Here is a 16,775-nt window from a genome sequence, read left to right as displayed (position 1 = left end):
CTCCCATGCCGACGACCACCACCCCCGCCAAGCTCTCCCGCGCCGAAAAAGCCACCATCTGCCGCAAGCTGCACGATAACCTCGTCATCCGCGCCCAGCTGGGCCCCGCCGAGCCCGCGCTCGACGCATTCATCCCCGAGCTCGACGCCACCGCCGCGCGGCTCGACGCCCACGTGGCCGGCAAATACGCCGCCAGCGCCGCGCGCAGCGCGCATGCCGACCGCGTCGAGAAGGCCGACGCCGAGGTGGATACCGTGGCCTGCCACATCGAAAGCTTCCTCGACAACGAAAGCCATCGCCGCCACGGACCCCACGTCGCCACCGTCCGAGGGATTCACGCCGCCGCATTCCCCACGGGCCGCTCGTTCCTCGACACGCGCGTCCCCGACGAGAACGCCGAGGTCCGCCGGATCCTCGCCGTCCTGCGCGCCCCAGAGCACGCCGCGACGCTCGCCGCGATCTCGTTCCCCCTGGAATGGCTCTCCCGCCTCGAATTCGCCGTCGGTGAGAGTGACCTGGCCTATGCCGAGCGGGCTTCGGCGCGAGGGAACGTCGGCGATCACGTGAATCTCGGGAAGGACGCCGAGGCCGATTGGCTCGATGTGGTGGGCCGGCTGCGCAAGTACGTGGAGTGGCGCGCATCCACAGCAGACGTCGAGCGGTCCCTCGAAGGTCGCGCGCTCCTCGCGCCGCTGACGGACGCCATGGCGCACGCGAAGGCCGTCGCTGCCGCCCGCGCGACGCGACGAACGAAGAAGGCGGAAGAGCCGACGACGGAGCCGCCGACGGCCTAATCGCCGCTGCTGCTTGCCGCTCCCGCCTCCGCCGCCGCTCCCGCCGCCGCTCCCGCCGCCGCTCCCGCCTCCGCTTCCGCTCCCGCTCCCGCTTCCGCTTCCGCTTCCGCTTCCGCTTCGGGGGCCATCCCTCGGCAAAACCCGCATGATCTTCGTCGCGCTGACGCTGGTTTAGCCTTGTTGGCGCGAGTTGGTGCCACTTCGAGCCCCCTGGCCGCCCTTTCCGGGGGCGACATGCGGGCGGCTCTTCTCGCTGTGCTGGTAGTTCGCCGCGACCCAGGCGGAAGGCCGCCGCCGCGGTCACACGGACACCTCCTCGGCGTACTCGAACCCCGTGACGGAAAACGTGCGTCCGCTTCGCCTGACGCGCTGTCCCCCGATTGGATCCATCCCGCGTCGTGCCGTCCTGCGGTCCTGTCGGAGCCACAGGCCAGAAAAGCACCTATGGGCGGGGCTTCGGCGTCGTGACATAGACCCCCTCGAAAGCAGTCTCCGCCGGGCACTTCCCGCCAGGGGGACGATTCGCTCGCAATGGGGAGAGGATACCGACATGCATAAGAAGTTTTGTGTCGCCGTTTCGATGTTCGTCCTCGCCGGCCTGTCCGTGGTGCTGCTCGGCGGGACCTCCACGGCGATCGCGCAGGGGGGCCCGCCGGCCTCCTGTCAACGCTTTCCGCCGCTGACCGGCTGTGTCGAGGCGGCCCTCGACAAGCAGACAACCGACTGTCTCACTGCTGTCTTGCACGACCCCGCATGTGGGACCGTGGACTCCTGCCTCACCACCTTCAGGGCCAACCTGGCTCTTTGCGCTGAACGGTGACTCCCCGTCGTACCCCGTCATGACGCCGGCATGCCCTCATAGCTTTCTGGCGCTGGCCTCACCACTTTCCACCAAGTGAGGCGCGGAACGCCGCACCTCGCCCCGATCGAACCCTGGGCCGAGGGGCAAGCCGCGCTCGAAGAGGCCCAGAGCAAACACATTTCGCTTGCCGCTCCCGCTCCCGCCTCCGCCTCCGGGCGCTCAGCCCTTGCGGTGGGCGAGCGTCTTCGTGCCGATGGCGAACGCAATGGTGACGGTCGACTCTTTGACCGTGCGCACAGTTCCCGAGCCGAACACGCGATGCGCGACGACTTCCCCCACGGTGTAGGTGTCCTCGATCCGATAGGGACGACCTTCGAGCGTCGTGACGTCGTGGGGATTCCGTCTGGCTCTTTGGAGCTCCTCTTCCACTTCCTTCGCAGAGAGCCCGGTGCCCCAGCCGAACTCGACCAGCAGCTTCGTGGCGGTCAGCTCCTCGCGCCGCGCTCGTTTCTCCGCGCTTCGGAGTTGTTTCCGGGTGAAGGGGACGAATGGGTCCGTCATCCATTCCAGCTCGGTCGTGTCTGCGAAGAGCCAACCCTCAGCGAAGTGGGTTGTCAGCCACGCGTAGACCCGGGCCGTCAGGCCGTCTCCTTCGAGCCTGATGTTCGCGCGCTTCATCCGCTCTGCGAACCGCGCGAGCGCAACAGGTGCTTCCGCGAGGAGATAGGACGTCGTGGTGGGCTTGCAGGCGTCCGGCACCGGACAGTCGTTGCCGGTATGGAAGTCCGAGGGCCCGAAAAGGTCGTACCACGCGTCCGGAACGCTGTAGGCCGCCGTGACCTCGTGATTCGACCGTCCCTGAAGGCACCGAAGATAGGCTCGGTTCGCCATGATGCGCGCGCGAGAGATTATGCTGCGCCCAGAAGCACGTCAACATGGCCCTCGAAAACGGTACACAAGGCGATTCCGCTTGCCGCCCCCGCTTCCGCCTTGTGTCGAGGAATGTTGATCCGTGGGAGCTTACGCCTTCATAGGATGAAACGATCGATTTCCGCTTCCGTGAAGGGTTCGCCCGTAAAAGGGTTGAGCCCTGGCGGCGGCAGCGGGGGGATCTCGGGCGAACCGGGCCAGGTGATGCCCACCTTCTGAAGCTTGCGTTGAGCGTGAAGCAGTTGCTCCGGGTCGGGCGGGGTGGGAAGCAGCGTCGCGAGCTCGTCCGTCGTCAGCTCCGTAGGGCCAACCAGAGCGCGGGCGGTCACTGCGTCTATGATCGCGTGAATGGGGGCGGCCTCCGTTCGGTCGAGCTCCGCCACTTCCGCGTCATTCTCTCGATCCCAAACGCGCGGCAGCCGGTCGCCTCGGAGCAAGCCCCACGCGGCCAGCCGGTCGGCGCCACAGAGCGTCGGGTCGTCGAACAGCGTGCCGGCGACGCGATCGCCGTAGAGCCAGAAGCCAACGCCCGCCAGCATCTCCCCATGATTTCCCTCCCCGAGCATGCGGGTGGCCATCACGAGCGCCGGCGAAAGCTCGTCCGGAAGGCCCGGCAGCGCCCCGCGCACATCGTCCGGGCCACGCGTCACCGCGTCGACCGACAGCCCGAGCTGCTCGATCGGACCCCACCCGAGCTCGAACGCGAGACCAACGACGCCCGCCTCGGTCCACGCCACGACGTCGTTGTTCCCGCATCCGTCGCCGTTGTCGAAGGCGCCCCGCTGGAGGTCGCCCAGCCAACGCGGATAGAAGGAGGCCCGGAACCTGTGGCGCCGGAGCGGGTCCAGCGGTGCAAGGATACCTTCAACGTAGGCGCGTAGTGCGGCGCGGACGATGGCGTCGCGGTCGAACATGAGACGACCGAAACGATGCGGGCGTTCGATCATGGTGTGTCAACTAGGTCACGTCCGTCTCCGCGTCAACGCACTCGTCGCAAACGTGGGCTCGCCGCTTCACGGCGTGTACGGCGGGATCTGGTTGACCAGCAACACTTCCTCCACAGGTGGATCGTTGTTCGTGAAATGGTCGTTGAGCTTGTGCGAGATGACGACCGCGTTCTTGTTCGAGTTCGTGCCCCACGGGCAGCAACGTTTGTCCTTCATGGGGACCACGTGGTGCACCTCCGCTTTCGCATCGCGCCAATCAGCCGGCTCGTTGAGGACGTCCGGCTCGGGGCACAGCTTTGGCTTCCCCTTCTCACAAGGAAATATGAAGCCCGCGAGATCGGAGTGAATCTTGCCGCCGTGCGCGTCGCGGTTGACCTGGAGGATCAGGTCGTGCTGGTCGACGAGCTTTCCGTTCTTGTCGAGGGTCTTCTTGTAGAAGTCGATCCCCGGCCCAAGCTCCTGCGGCTCGGGCAAGTTCCGGTACGGACCGCTCACCTCCGTCGGGACGCCGTTGATCTCGATGAGCGGCGTCTGTCGCGGCGCGGCCTGGTAGTTGATCGTGAGCGTATTCGCGACATCCGAGCCGATCTGCAGCGTGTAGTCACCGTTGCCGACGGGCTGGCACGTGTAGCCCTCGTCGTACGGCGCATTCCCCGACACCTCGCCGATCTTCACGGCATCCGCACACGCCTTCTCCCACTTCTGATAGAAGCAGTCGAACGTATTTGCCTCGGACATGTAGCAGGCCGTGCCGAACGCGGCGATGTACTTGGCGCGCAGCGCGACATCCGTGCTCGGGTTTCCCACGAGCGGGATGCGGTAACGCATGCACGGCTTTTCCATCGACGCCGGGCATTCGGGCGCCATGTCGGGTGGCGTGACGCCCGAACCGAGAGGCCCCGGCTCATTCGATCCGCACGCCCCCGTCATCCCTGCCCCACTGAAGCCCACCACCAGCACGCCGAGCATTGCCCAGCGGCGTCTCGTCATGGCTTGCATGGAGGATCGAATCTCACGTTGAGCGACTGGACGGCAAGCGAAACCGAGGCAGGGGGCTCGCAATGCGCCCGAGAACCGATCGTCCCATGACGGTGACCGGGGCGGCGGGATCCGGCGGGACCGCGGGAGCAGTACACAATCAGATTTCGCTTGCCGCTTCCACTCCCGCCTCCGCCTCCGCCTCCGCCTCCGCCTCCGCGTGCGCCTCCGCCTCCGCCTCCGCCTCCGCCTCCGCCTCCGCCTCCGCCCCCGCTCCCAAAACCCACGCGGCCCCTCGATGAGCGGACCTCCGCCCGCGAAGATGCCCAGGGGGCTCCCATGCCGGCGAACGACCGGGCGTGCGGAATGGGTGGGGGCATCCCGACGGGGCGAACGCGCGGGCGACGGGATGCCCGGGGGCATGGCCAGACGCCGGACGAGCGGGCGACGAGATGGGTGGGGGCATCCGATCCGAGGGACGGAGCGGGCGCGGGGGCTCCGTTCGGGCATGGGGAAGCGGCGGACGCCCGGACGGCGGGATGGGGGGACGCAGGGGGCGGGTCGGAAGGACGGGCCATCCGAGATGGGTTGGGGCATCTCGAAGGGCGCCGCTCGGCTCGCCCCCGTCCCCCGCTCCCCGCCGCTTCAGTTGCAGGTCTTGCCGGCGATGGTCGCGACCTCGTTCACGCAGGTCGCGTCCCAGCTGGAGTTGCAGCAATAAGAATCTGCATTGCAGATCGTCGTCACGACGCCGTTCGGATCGCAGCCCTTCGTGAGCTTGGTGCCGGTGGTGCACAGGCTGTGCGCGCAGGAGCCCGTCCCGCACGCGACGCTGCCGCCATAGCTGTACACCTCGCCCACGCAGGTGCTGTCCCAGCCCGTCGTGCAGCAATAGGAGTCGGCGTTGCAGACGGCCGCGACCACAGAGCCACACGCCGCCGCATCCAGCGCCGCGCCGGTGACGCACTTGTCATGCGCGCACGTGCCGGACGGCGGCGGCGGGGGCGGAGGCGGAGGCGGAGGCGGCGGCGGCGAGCCCGTGGCGCGGTAGGTGTCCCATTGGCTCTGCATGCGGGTGATCTGGCCCGCCGAGAACGTATTCATGCACGAGTCATTCGTGTAGTCCATGAAGTTCGTAATCGGATCGACCCCGCCGCCGGAGCAGGTATCGCGGCCCGACGGACAGCCGCTCGCCGCCGAGGACTCGGGCGGCGTATCCGAGACCGAATCGCCCGGGGACGCGCAGCCGCCCTGGAACGTATGGTAGAGGCCGAGCCAGTGGCCGACCTCGTGCGTGCCCGTATCGCCCTCGTTGTAGGGCGACGCGGTCCCGCCGGGGACGGAGGAGAACAGGAGCACGACGCCGTCCTTGCTGGGCTGGCTCGTGTAGCTCGACGGGAACGTCGCCCAGCCGAGCAGGCCGCCGCCGAGGTTCGCCGTGTAAACGTTGAGCGCGTCCTTGCCGCCCTTGCGGAGCGCGGTCTTCGCGTTCGTCTCGGCCGACGTGTCGGGGCTCATCGTGTACCAGGTCGAGTTCGTCGTCCGGTCGACCGAGATGAGCTGGAACTTGAATCCGGCGCTCGCGTACGCGTTGTTGAGCACCGTCATCTGCGCGTCGATCTGGCTCTGCGGGATGTCGCCGTTCGAGATCCCCGTGCCCTTGTTGATGACGTGGAAGTACACGGGGATCGTCGTCGGGCCGGTGAAGGCGTTTTCCGGACGTACGACCTTGATCCGCTCGAACTCCCCCTCGACGCGCAAGAGCTCGTCCTCGGGGAGGTCGACGACGCCACACGCGCGCGTGGGGCGCGCGGCCGGATCCATGGAGCTCTCGTCGCCGACGAGATCGTCGTCGACGTCGCCTGTCGTGCCGTCGTCCGCGGCGCAACCAGCGCCAAATGAAGCAGCTCCGAAGAAGAGGCCCCCGAGGGCCACCACGTGATGGGCTCGTTTCATGGAAATTCCCTCCTTGGTTCAGGGAAGCGACAGGCGGGAAAACTATCAGACCTGCACGTGTGGCCTCAACGGAAGTCGTATCGGCAGGACGCCATGGAGGGCCCGGAGGCCGCGCCGAGGTGAAAGTTTTCAGGAGGGACGTCGGACCGGGCGGATATGTCGCGGCGCGGCAGGCGGCAGGTTGCGGGCGGGAAGGACGGTCGCATCGGGCCGCGCCGGAGGGCCGGGCGCAGAAATGGCTGGTGAGAATCGGGGCGGGCGTGGGGCTCGGGGTGAGGGAAATGGAGCAGAGGCGGGTGCGTCGGAATGCCGATGTCAACGAATGGGCAGTGGAATCTTCGGTTTCCACAGCCGTTCCACCCTGTATCGTGTTCTCGACCCGTTCCATTTCTCCTTGCCGGGTTCGCATTCCACGCTAGCTTCCTGTCGTCTCGTCGCTGGGTGAGGGCGCGAACGTCGCGCCGGCACGAGTCGAGGTAGGGCACGCTGCGGCGTTGCTGGCTGGACGAAGGCGGTGCATCGCGTCCGTTGACGCGGCACACGCGCGTCGTCCACGCCGAATTCGCTGCGAAGACATGCCGCCCATCACGACTCGCGTCGACCTGACTCGAAGAGGCGCACGTTTGTCCGGGGGAGCACGGTGGAGGGCGTATCGAAATACGCCCGAGCCCGCGCGATGCAGGCAAACGAGGCGGCTTTGCCAGCCCGGCCATGGGGATTTCGCTCGGCGTACGCGGTACGTCGAGCACAACACGACACGACACGATCAATAGGGGAGAAACGAACATGAACTCGACTAAGCTTATCTCGCTCTGCGGCATCATGGTGTTCGGCGGCCTCGTCACGATGAGCGGGTGCAATCACGAGGGCGGAGAAGGCAGCCCGAGTGGGGACGAGGGCAACACCGCGAACGTCAACCTCGCTTTCACCGGCGGTGTCTTCGACGGCAACTCCGTGCGTATCGTGGCCACGCGTGACGGGATCGCAGATTCGAAGTATCCCTGCGTCAGCTACGCCGTGGGTTGCTTCAACTTCCTCCCCGGCTCGAATGGCGTCCCGACGCCCTACGATGCCGGCGCGGAGCTCTTCGAGGACCTCTGCCCGACCGAAGACGTGAACCAGGCCGGGGACTATGGATCGGGGCTGTGGACGTTCACCTACGAGATCTTCAATGATCTGAACTGCAGCGGCGAGGAAATCACCGGCGCGAACTTCAGCTGCTTCTCGCCCGACGACATCGCCTCGCAGACGTACGAGAACCAGACCTACCAGGAGGAGCTGGAGCCGGGGCTCAACGTGAACACGCTGCTCTGTCTGTCGCAGAACGCCGAAAAGGTGTTCGACTTCAACGTGTGCACGATCGAGGAGCCGCCGGCGGGCTACAGCGTCGCGCTCGATTGCAACTGCCAGCCGGACGCCTACTACAGCTCCTGCATGTGCGATTTCGACGTGTCCGGCATTCCCGCGGGCTGCGTGATCGACCCGGCCCAGGACTGCAACATCGTCTGTTACTGAGGACGGGACAGCGTCACGACGGCCCCACGCCGTCGACGAGAGGGTGAGGAGCGGCGCAACGCCGCTCCTCGCGGCGGCGGCCGCGAGCACATCGAGCGCGGCCGCGTCGAGGCGATCCTCGGCGCGGCGCCTGCGCGCCCAGCGCCGCGTACGACTGCCTCCTCCTCTGCCCCCCCTGAGCGCGTAGCCAGCCGAGGGGGCGCCGTTCCGTCACCGCCGCTTCGTATCACAATGGAGGACGCGGACACGCTTCCGCGCCTCCTCGGCGGTGACCGAACGAGGCTTGGCTTTGCCCCAGCGCGTGAGGATCGTCCCATAGACGTCGCACGCGAAGGCGGTATCGCCGCGCGCCTCGAGCGCGCGACCATAAAGGAGATCCGCGCGTAAGGCCGAAAGGACGTGGTGGAACCGATCACAGCGCTTGAAGGCCCGCTCCATGTACGGAAGCGCTTCGTCTTTCTTACCAGCGAGCCAGAAAGCGCGGCCGAGGTCCTCGTCGACCCAGTACGAGATCTTCGGCCACACGGCGTCCTTCGGTCGGGTGTCGAGCGCGCGGAGCGCATCCTCCTCGCGCTCGATGCCGCGGCCATACGCGAGAGACCACACGAGGGCTTTCTGAATGGCGGAGCCTCCGCGCGCTTGCTCGTACCAGCGATCCACGCGCGCGCCGAGCTCGCCCTTCGGGAGCGCGCCGGTGCGCGCGAGGATCCGCATCATGTAGACGCTCGGATCATCCATCGGCGTGCCGAGCCGCCAGCCGTCGCGCCGATCGAGGAAATTCTGCGCGATCGCCGCGGCCTCCTTTTCGCGCCCCACTTCGAGCTCGATCTCCGCGGCGAGCAAGGCGAAACGCGCGTGGTCCGGCAGGGTGGGTCGCTTGTCGACGAGCGCGAGCCCCTCGGCCGCGTGTCGCTTCGCCGCGTCGAAATCCCCATAGGCGGCCGCGACGACCGCGCGCTCCTCGATCGCCGTCGTCGGCTCGTCCGCGGTCCCCAGGGACTCGGCCACGGCCGCGCTCGACTTGCCGAGGGCATACAGCATCGCGGCCCGCCAGCGGAGGGTGCCGTGATATGCTTTTTCGTCGTTCACCGCGCGTCGAAAATGCGCCTCGGCGCTCTCGCAGCGGCCGAGCGCGCTCTCGACCTGCGCGCGCTCGCGAAAGCAGTCCACCGCGGTCGGCGCGATGGATGTGCAGCGCTCCATCGCGGCGATCGCGCCGTCGGCGTCCGTCTCGGCGAGCGCGCGGCCGAGGAGCTGCCACGCGTCCGCATAATTGGGATCGAGCGCGATCGCGCCCCGCGCCGCCTCGATCTGACGCTCGGGCGTATCGAAGATCCGGTAGACCGACAGCAAGAAGAAGACCTCGGCGTCGCGCGGATAAAGCCGCGCCATGTCGGCGAGCCGCGCGGCCGCGCCGGAGATGTCCGGTGGATCGGCGCCGAACGCAGGCTGGAGGGCCGAGAGCAGCACGCGGTCGCGCGGGGAGAGGTTGTCCCTCTGGCGCATCGCCTCGCGATAGGCCGAAAGCGCCTCCGGCGACGGGGCCGTGGTGTCCGGCGCCCAGATCGTCATCGCCAATCGCAAATGCGCGATGGCGAGGTTCGGATCGTGCTCGAGCGCCGTGCGCAAAGCTTCGCGGGCGTGATTCCAGTCCGCGTCCCGGAAGGATCGCATCGCGACCTTGTAGGCTTCGATCGCGCTCGGGTTGTTCGAGGGCGGGAGCTGCAGATCCGTGACGGCGACCGGGGGCGGCCTGTTCGTCGAAAAAGGAATGGGCTCCGCCGGCGCCTCGTAAGGCACGCCCGGCGGCCACCAGGACGCGGGCAAGGGCGGCGCGGGCCCCTCGCTCTTCGACAGCCCTCGCCAGAAGGGGAGCGCCAGGGCAATCGCCACGCCCACACTGGCGACGAGGAGCGGAAATCGGACACGGGACCAGCGTGACGCCCGGCGCGCCTCTCGCTGCGCCGCTTCGAGCGCCTCGAACAGGGCGCCGGCGTCGGGATATCGTTTGGCCGGGTCTTTCGCCATGCAACGCGCGACGATGTTCGACGTGACGATCCCCATTCCCCGCGACAGGAGCGGCCTCGGCGTGTCGCGCAGGATCGAGGCGAGCACGTCCGCAACGGTCGTCCCGCGAAAGGGGCGTTCGCCCGCGAGCATTTCGTACAGCACGACGCCGAGCGAAAAGACGTCGGATCGCGCATCGGCCGAGAGCCCTCGCGCCTGCTCCGGGGACATGTAGCTCGGCGTGCCGAGCACGCGGCCCTCGCGCGTCTCGAGGTCGGTCGACGCGGAGCCCGACGGGCCGCCCACCGGATCGAGCAACTTCGCGAGGCCGAAATCGAGGATCTTCACGGCCCCGCCCGCGCCGATCATCACGTTCTCCGGTTTGATGTCGCGATGAATGACGCCCGCCTCGTGCGCCGCGGCGAGGCCACGCGCGATCTCCCGCGCGATCCGCACGGCCTCCGCGCGCGGCAATGCCCCTTCCGCCGCGTCGATCACGGCCCGGAGCGAGCGGCCGAAGGCGCGCTCCATGACGAGAAAGACCTCGCCCGCGGCCTCGCCGACCTCGTACACCATCGCGATGTTCGGGTGGCGCACGGCCGCCGCGGCGCGGCCCTCCCGCAAAAACCGCTTTCGGCGCCCCTCGTCCTCGACCGCCTCGGCGCGCAGCAATTTGAGCGCGAGCTCGCGCCGCAACGTCCGATCGTACGCCGCATACACGACGCCCATCCCGCCGCGGCCGAGCAAAGCGCCGAGCTCGAACCGGCCGATCGTCTCGCCCTCGCGATCACGCTCCACGGCGCGCGGCTCGATACGCGGAGAAAACGCGACGCCGCGCAGGAAGGAGCCTACGGACGATTCTTCTTCGAGCGTGCTTCGTTCCGCCGCGGGGGCGAGAGTGGCCCCTTCGTGGCTCCCCTCGCCCGCGGGGCGTCGCGTCGCGTGCTCCAGGGGTTCGTCATCGTCAGCGGACATCGAGGCTCGAGGGACCTTACCACCGGTTGTCTCACGCGCTCGGACCTCGTACCTTGTCCGCCATGGCGCGCCGCTACTCGTGGTTCTGGGTCGCTCTCGTGGCCTTTGGGGTCGTCTCGTGCTCCCGCTCCGACAATGCCACGCGCGAGGGAGCGGCGGCGGTCTCCGCGAGCGCAGCCCCCGCGGCCCCCGCAGGCCCTTCGATCCGGACGAATCCGCCGGACGTCGAGGTGTCCCACGTCGAGCTGCTCGAAGCCTACGAAGCGAGCGCCGCGCGCGCCGACGAGCGATTCAAGGGCAAACACGTGCTCGTGCGGGGAAAGCTCGGCGAGGTCGTGAAGGACGGGTCGAAAAGGGTGGCGATCCTGCCCAAGGAGGCGAAACCCGACGCCGCCTCCGTGCGGTGTTCGCTCCGTGAAAGTGAGGCGGCGGAGATCGCCGCGCTGAAGCCGGACGATCCCGTCGACGTGGTCGGCAAGCTCGTGAAATTCGACAAACACGTCGAGCTCGAGGATTGCGTCGTCAACACGCAGGTAAAATCCTGCCGGGTCGTGACGAAGGCGCTGGGGCGCGGCAGTTGCGAGCAGGACCGCGAGGAGCTCGGCGCGCGCCTCGTGCTCGGCGCCGAGCAAGCGTCCCTCGTGTGCGGGAGTCCTGCCGGATTCGAGGCGTGGCGCGCGAAGACGAAGGCCCTGCCGGCAGAGGAACGCGCGGGACGTATGATCAGCGCCGACACGACCTCGTGCCACCTCACGCTCGAGTCGGTGACCCCACGGCTCGCCGTCGAGCTCAGCTCGGCGCTGGCACGCGTGCGCTGGGAGAACGACGTGCCGACGCTGGCGCCGTGAAACCCCGCAATGGGGCCGCCGCCGATTTTTGATCCGAATGCGGCTCCCGCTCCCGCTTCCCGGCCCCCCTCCCTTGCCCTCCCCCGTGCTACATCCGGCTGCGATGCCTCCCGCGCCCGAAGGCCCCGCCACCCTCGCCGAGGACGAGGTCCGCTCGCTCGCTCGCCTCGCCAACCTCGATCTGCCGGACACGGAGATCCGCCGCTTGACGGGGGATCTCGGTCGTATCCTCGCGTACGTCCGGCAGCTCGAAGAGCTCGACGTGACGGGGATCGAGCCGACGGCGCACGTGGCAATCGAGCGTGCGGAGCTGCGCGCGGATGCGCCGCACGAGAGCCTTCCGCACGAGATCGCGCTCCGTGAGGCGCCGCGGACGTCGATGGACGGGTTCGCGGTGCCGGGCTTCGTGGAAGAGGATTGACCATGGACGCGACGGTGCTCGATCGCTCGATCCCGGAGCTCGCTGGCCTCGTCGCGCGCGGCGAGGTGTCGGCCGAGGAGGTCACGAGGGCCAGCCTCGATCGCATCGCGCAGCGCGACGGCGCGCTCGGGGCCTTCTTGACGGTGCAAGCCGAGGAGGCGCTCCAGGCTGCCCGCGCGGTCGATCAGAAGCGCGCGCGCGGCGAGGCGCTCGGCCCGCTCGCCGGCGTGCCCATCGGCATCAAGGACGCGCTCTGCACGCGCGACGCGCCGACCACGGCCGGATCGCGGATCCTCCTCCGGGCTGCGTCGAAGGGCGAAGCGGCGCTCGATCCGCGCAGCGGCTTCCGGCCGCCCTACGACGCCACCGTGGTCGCGCGCCTGCGCGAGGCCGACGCGGTGCTCGTCGGCAAGACGAACATGGACGAGTTCGCGATGGGCTCGTCGAACGAGAACAGCGCGTTTTTCCCGGCGAAAAACCCCTGGGATCCTTCACGCACCCCGGGCGGCTCGTCGGGCGGGAGCGCGGTCTGCGTGGCGGCGGGCCTCGCGCCGGGCGCGCTCGGATCGGACACGGGCGGCAGCATCCGCCAGCCCGCGGCGCTCACGGGGACGGTCGGGATCAAGCCGACGTACGGGCGCGTGTCGCGGTACGGGCTCATCGCGTTCGCGTCGAGCCTCGATCAAGTCGGGCCCTTCGCGGCCGACGTGCGCTCGGCGGCGCGTCTGCTCGGCGTGATCGCGGGGCGCGATCCGCACGACCAGACGAGCCTCGGCGCGCCCGTCGCGGCGTACGAGGCGGCGTGCGGGCGCGACGTGCGGGGGATGCGGATCGGCGTGCCCGAGGAGTACTTTGCCAAGGGGCTCGAGCCGGCCGTGGAGAAGAGCGTGCGCGAGGCGCTCGCCGGGCTCGCTTCGCTCGGCTGCGAGCTCCGGCCGGTGCACTTGCCGCATACGCGGTACGCGGTGGCCACGTACTACGTGCTCGCGACGGCGGAGGCCTCGTCGAACCTCTCGCGGTACGACGGCGTGCGGTTCGGCGCGCGCGCGGAGGGCGCGGAGAGCCTCGGCGCCCTCTACGCGAAGACGCGCGGCGAGGGCTTCGGCCGCGAGGTCGCGCGGCGCATCGTGCTCGGGACCTACGTGCTCTCGGCGGGCTACTACGACGCGTATTACCTGCGGGCGCAGCGCGTCCGGACGCTGATCCGCCGCGACTTCGAGGAGGCGTTCCGCGAGGTCGACGCGATCGCGGCGCCGGTCTCGCCGATGGTCGCGTTCCCGCTCGGCGAGCGCGTCGACGACCCGCTCGCGATGTACCTCGCCGACATCTACACGCTGCCCGCGAGCCTGGCCGGCGTGCCCGCGCTGAGCGTCCCGTGCGCGCCCACGCCCGCGGCGAACGGCGTGCCGTCGCTGCCCGTGGGCTTGCAGTTCATGGGCCCGCCGCTCGAAGAGGCGCGGCTCTGCGCGCTCGCCGCGGCGTGGGAAGGGATCTCGCCGGCGCGCGGGCTCCGGCCCAAGGTTTCCACAGCATGAGCGCGTTTCGCCTCCTCACGGCCCCCGCGGGGCCCGAGCATGCCTCCGGCCTGCGGGAGCTCTTTTCCGCAGCCTCGTCGCCGTGTTTTTGCCGGTTCTGGCATTTCGACGGGACGAACAACGACTGGCTCGACCGCTGCGCGAACGCCCCCGAGGAGAACGCCTCGGCGTTCCTCGGCGCGCTCGCGGCGGGCGGCGACGAGGCGAAGGGGATCGTGGCGATCCACGAGGACGACGCGGGGAAGCGGAAGCTCGTCGGCTGGCTCAAGGTCACGCCCGCGGCCGTGATGCGCAAGGCCTACGAACGGCGCTTCTACAAGCAGCTCCCGGCGTTCCAGGGCGATCGACAGGGCGTGTTCCTGATCGGCTGCACGCTCGTGCACCCGGCCTTCCGCAAGCAGGGCGTGGCGAAGGCGCTCGTCGCGGGCGCGGTCTCGTACGCGAAGGACACGTTCGGCGCACGCGTGCTCGAAGCCTTGCCGCGCCGCCCGAAGGAGCCGGTGAACGACGAGGAGCTCTGGACCGGGCCGATGGGCGCGTTCGAGGTGAACGGGTTCGAGGAAGTGGGCGGGCTCGAGCCGTATCCGGTGCTGCGTCGGGTGCTCTAGTGTTGCGGAACGACTCCCTCCCCCTCCTCGCGGCCCTTCTCCTTCTGACCGGCTGCAATCGTTGCACGCCCAAGGAAAAAGAGACGAAGGCCGACGCAGGCCCGCCCGCGCCGATCCCGATCCCCCACGACGAGCTCTTGCCGCCGCCCGCCCCCTGGACCTTCAAGCCCGCGCGGATCGGGCCGGGGATCCCGGGGATCGCGCTGCCCGACGGCTGCCAGATGCGCGCCCCGCTCGTCCGCGCGAAGGTCGCCCCCTCGACGCGGTTCGTCGCCGCCCCGCGCGGGCTCGGCGTGCTCGTCGTCGCCGACGCGGACGAAAAAGAGACGCCGCCGCGGCTCGTCGGGGTCGGCGGGCTCGTGCTCGACGCGGAGGGCGAGAGCAAGGGAGCGACGCCGCTGCCCTGGCTCGACGCCGAGGCGATGCCGCGCCTCGCGCGCACGGACGCGGGCGCGTGGCTCGCGGCGTACGGCGAACAAAGCGACGAGAAGCTCTCCCGCGTGTTCGTGCACCAAGGCGACCACGCGACGCCGATCGGCGAGGGGGATCGGTTCGACGCGATCGACCTCGCGTGCGGCTCGTCTCGATGCGCGCTGCTCACGACGCGCCTCGGCAACGTGGCGGCCGCGGGCGCCGATCTCTGGGTCGGCTCTCCGAACGAGCCGGCCTCGTCGTGGAAGCGGACCGAGATCGTCCCGGACGCGCCGGACAGCGACGCGCGCCCCTCGTGCCTCGCGCGGATCGAAGCGCCGCCGCCCGGGACCGACGCGAGCGCGGGCGGCGGCGTGGTCGCGACGCTGCTCGAAGGGCAAGAGCTCGTCTTCTGGGACGTAGCGGACGGCGCGGCGCGCTCGCTCGGGCGCGTGCCGGCGCCATTCGGCATCGTGGACGCGACCGTGGCGGCGCGGCCGATCGCGCTCGTGTACGGGGCCGCGATCGACGACGAGGGCTGCGCGAAAGAAGGGGGCAAACTCCGCTTCGAGCGAGTCGGCAAGGAGGCGGCCGAGGTGCGCGCGCACGCCCCGCCCGTCTCGGGCGCGCTCCGGCCGCTCGAGCGCGGCGTGCTCGCGGCCTACCTCGCTCCGCTCGGCTGCGGCGTCGCGCGGAAGGTGGCCTACGCGGTCGTCCTCGACGGCGAAGGCACGCCGATCTCGGCCCCCATGCCCGTGGCCGACGCGACGAGTTTCGCCGTCGCGGCGCGCGGCGCGGACGTGGACATGTGGATCCAGATGGGGGACGAGGTCTCGTGGGTACGCGCCACGTGCGCTGCGCCGTGACCAGCCCGTGGCGTCAGGGCGAACCCTAGCGGGCGCGGCTCGGCTTGTCCGGGCGTAAACCGAGATGTTGCGATCGCCGCGCGAGCGGGTAGTGTCGAGTCCGCTCCGCATGGCAGATCCGATCGACAACTCGAACAGCGAGCCCCGCGAGCCGGCGATCCCGCCTGCGAGGGGCTCGCGGAGCCGCTCGGGCGGGCGCGTCGTCGCGCTCACGGGCGCGGCGTGTTTCCTCGGCCGAAACCTCGTGGGCCTGCTGGAAGAAGATCCGGCGACGGCCCGCATCGTGACGATCGACGTGAAGTCGCCCGACACGGCAGGACCGAAAACGCGGCACTTCGAGGTCGATCTGACGAATCCGGCCTCCGAGGATCGCGTCGCGGAAATCCTCTCGTCCGAGGAGGTCGATACGCTCGTGCATCTCTGCTTCCTCTCGTCGCCGACACACGCGACGGGCTGGGCGCACGAGCTCGAGTCGGTCGGCACGATGCACCTGCTCAACGCCGTGAGGCAGGTGCGGCTGCGCAAGCTCGTGCAGTGGAGCCAGACGATGCTCTACGGCGCGCACCCGACGAACCCGAACTTCCTGACGGAGCGGCACGCGTTACGCGCGGACATGGACGAGCCGTTCTTCGCGGACAAGATCGCCGCCGAGCGTGAGCTCAACGCCTTCGCCGCGAAGTCGAAGGGCACGGTGGTCACGGTCCTCCGCACGGCGCCGATCGTGGGACCGACGGTGCAGAACTGGGTCACGCGGTATCTCGGCATGCGGTACGTGCCCACGCTGCTCGGCTTCGATCCGCTCTGGCAGTTCGTGCACGAGGTCGACGCGCTCGCGGCCTTCAAGCTCGCGCTCGATCGGGATCATCCGGGCACGTTCAACATCGCCTCCGAGGGCGTCTTGCCGCTGTCCACGGTGCTGCGCCTGGCCGGCCGCTCGTCGATGCCGCTGCCGCACACGGTCGCGAGCTCGCTCGTCGGCGCGCTCTGGATCACGCAGGCCTCGGCCGTGCCGCCGAGCTTTTTGCGGTACCTCAGGTACGTCTGCGTCGCCGACGGCGACAAGGCGGCGCGCGTGATGGGCTTCCGGCCGGCCTACACGACCCGCGAGGCGCTGCTCGACTACCTCGCCGCGCAACGCCTGCGCGACGCGAACCTGCTGCAGGAGAGCCCTGCCTAGGCGGG

General features: G+C 69.4%; 12 protein-coding genes and 2 pseudogenes. 9 read left to right on the top strand and 5 right to left on the bottom strand.

Translation table 11 applies throughout. From position 1 onward, the window contains the following. A pseudogene (locus tag QHF85_RS31645) lies at positions 1-794 on the top strand (hypothetical protein); the annotation flags it as partial. Positions 795-1,344: 550 nt separating this feature from the next. Further along, the gene (locus tag QHF85_RS31640; RefSeq protein WP_281331105.1) at positions 1,345-1,614 is read left to right on the top strand and encodes a hypothetical protein; all 270 of its coding nucleotides are present in this window, start codon (positions 1,345-1,347) and stop codon (positions 1,612-1,614) included. Between the two features lie 201 nt (positions 1,615-1,815). On the opposite strand, the gene QHF85_RS31635 is transcribed toward QHF85_RS31640, so the two are convergent. The 4 genes and pseudogenes from QHF85_RS31635 to QHF85_RS49835 form a co-directional block, all read right to left on the bottom strand. Next, on the bottom strand, positions 1,816-2,274 hold the full coding sequence (locus QHF85_RS31635) for a hypothetical protein (RefSeq protein ID WP_281331104.1): 459 nt from the start codon (positions 2,272-2,274) through the stop codon (positions 1,816-1,818). A gap of 350 nt (positions 2,275-2,624) precedes the next feature. Beyond that, on the bottom strand, positions 2,625-3,473 hold the full coding sequence (locus QHF85_RS31630; RefSeq protein WP_281331103.1) for a hypothetical protein: 849 nt from the start codon (positions 3,471-3,473) through the stop codon (positions 2,625-2,627). 66 nt (positions 3,474-3,539) lie between these two features. Then, positions 3,540-4,463 carry a hypothetical protein gene (locus tag QHF85_RS31625; RefSeq protein ID WP_281331102.1) on the bottom strand — a complete coding sequence of 308 codons (924 nt, stop codon included), beginning with the start codon at positions 4,461-4,463 and terminating at the stop codon, positions 3,540-3,542. A gap of 1,032 nt (positions 4,464-5,495) precedes the next feature. Then, positions 5,496-6,143, bottom strand: a pseudogene (locus QHF85_RS49835) (zinc metalloprotease); the annotation flags it as partial. Between the two features lie 1,050 nt (positions 6,144-7,193). Here QHF85_RS49835 and QHF85_RS31615 point away from each other — a divergent pair. Continuing rightward, positions 7,194-7,922 carry a hypothetical protein gene (locus QHF85_RS31615; protein ID WP_281331100.1) on the top strand — a complete coding sequence of 243 codons (729 nt, stop codon included), beginning with the start codon at positions 7,194-7,196 and terminating at the stop codon, positions 7,920-7,922. 210 nt (positions 7,923-8,132) lie between these two features. Here QHF85_RS31615 and QHF85_RS31610 read toward each other — a convergent pair whose 3' ends face one another. Beyond that, positions 8,133-10,904 (bottom strand): serine/threonine-protein kinase, encoded by a 2,772-nt coding sequence (locus QHF85_RS31610; protein ID WP_281331099.1) that lies wholly within the window; start codon positions 10,902-10,904, stop codon positions 8,133-8,135. 62 nt (positions 10,905-10,966) lie between these two features. Between QHF85_RS31610 and QHF85_RS31605 the strand changes: the two genes are divergently transcribed. From QHF85_RS31605 to QHF85_RS31580, 6 genes are all read left to right on the top strand, one after another. Further along, positions 10,967-11,752 (top strand): hypothetical protein, encoded by a 786-nt coding sequence (locus QHF85_RS31605; protein ID WP_281331098.1) that lies wholly within the window; start codon positions 10,967-10,969, stop codon positions 11,750-11,752. A gap of 103 nt (positions 11,753-11,855) precedes the next feature. Continuing rightward, a complete protein-coding gene (gene gatC, locus QHF85_RS31600) occupies positions 11,856-12,173 on the top strand; it encodes an Asp-tRNA(Asn)/Glu-tRNA(Gln) amidotransferase subunit GatC (protein ID WP_281331097.1) in 318 nt (105 codons plus the stop codon). Positions 12,174-12,175: 2 nt separating this feature from the next. Further along, a complete protein-coding gene (gene gatA, locus QHF85_RS31595; RefSeq protein ID WP_281331096.1) occupies positions 12,176-13,708 on the top strand; it encodes an Asp-tRNA(Asn)/Glu-tRNA(Gln) amidotransferase subunit GatA in 1,533 nt (510 codons plus the stop codon). After that, positions 13,705-14,316 carry a GNAT family N-acetyltransferase gene (locus QHF85_RS31590; RefSeq protein ID WP_281331095.1) on the top strand — a complete coding sequence of 204 codons (612 nt, stop codon included), beginning with the start codon at positions 13,705-13,707 and terminating at the stop codon, positions 14,314-14,316. The genes gatA and QHF85_RS31590 overlap by 4 nt, the downstream gene beginning before the upstream one ends. A gap of 2 nt (positions 14,317-14,318) precedes the next feature. Then, on the top strand, positions 14,319-15,593 hold the full coding sequence (locus QHF85_RS31585) for a hypothetical protein (protein WP_281331094.1): 1,275 nt from the start codon (positions 14,319-14,321) through the stop codon (positions 15,591-15,593). Positions 15,594-15,702: 109 nt separating this feature from the next. Then, positions 15,703-16,770 carry an NAD-dependent epimerase/dehydratase family protein gene (locus QHF85_RS31580; protein WP_281331093.1) on the top strand — a complete coding sequence of 356 codons (1,068 nt, stop codon included), beginning with the start codon at positions 15,703-15,705 and terminating at the stop codon, positions 16,768-16,770. Positions 16,771-16,775: the final 5 nt, after the last annotated feature.

The sequence above is a fragment of the Polyangium sp. 6x1 genome, from assembly GCF_029946515.1.
Taxonomy (GTDB): domain Bacteria; phylum Myxococcota_A; class Polyangia; order Polyangiales; family Polyangiaceae; genus Polyangium.
This window is presented reverse-complemented; position numbering and strand designations above follow the sequence as displayed.

Coding starts and splice junctions, on each gene's coding strand:
- QHF85_RS31640 (WP_281331105.1), top strand. CDS start 1,345: ATGCATAAGAAGTTTTGTGTCGCCGTTTCGATGTTCGTCCTCGCCGGC.
- QHF85_RS31605 (WP_281331098.1), top strand. CDS start 10,967: ATGGCGCGCCGCTACTCGTGGTTCTGGGTCGCTCTCGTGGCCTTTGGG.
- QHF85_RS31625 (WP_281331102.1), bottom strand. CDS start 4,463: ATGACGAGACGCCGCTGGGCAATGCTCGGCGTGCTGGTGGTGGGCTTC.
- QHF85_RS31630 (WP_281331103.1), bottom strand. CDS start 3,473: ATGATCGAACGCCCGCATCGTTTCGGTCGTCTCATGTTCGACCGCGAC.
- gatC (WP_281331097.1), top strand. CDS start 11,856: ATGCCTCCCGCGCCCGAAGGCCCCGCCACCCTCGCCGAGGACGAGGTC.
- QHF85_RS31615 (WP_281331100.1), top strand. CDS start 7,194: ATGAACTCGACTAAGCTTATCTCGCTCTGCGGCATCATGGTGTTCGGC.
- QHF85_RS31590 (WP_281331095.1), top strand. CDS start 13,705: ATGAGCGCGTTTCGCCTCCTCACGGCCCCCGCGGGGCCCGAGCATGCC.
- QHF85_RS31610 (WP_281331099.1), bottom strand. CDS start 10,904: ATGTCCGCTGACGATGACGAACCCCTGGAGCACGCGACGCGACGCCCC.
- gatA (WP_281331096.1), top strand. CDS start 12,176: ATGGACGCGACGGTGCTCGATCGCTCGATCCCGGAGCTCGCTGGCCTC.
- QHF85_RS31635 (WP_281331104.1), bottom strand. CDS start 2,274: ATGAAGCGCGCGAACATCAGGCTCGAAGGAGACGGCCTGACGGCCCGG.
- QHF85_RS31580 (WP_281331093.1), top strand. CDS start 15,703: ATGGCAGATCCGATCGACAACTCGAACAGCGAGCCCCGCGAGCCGGCG.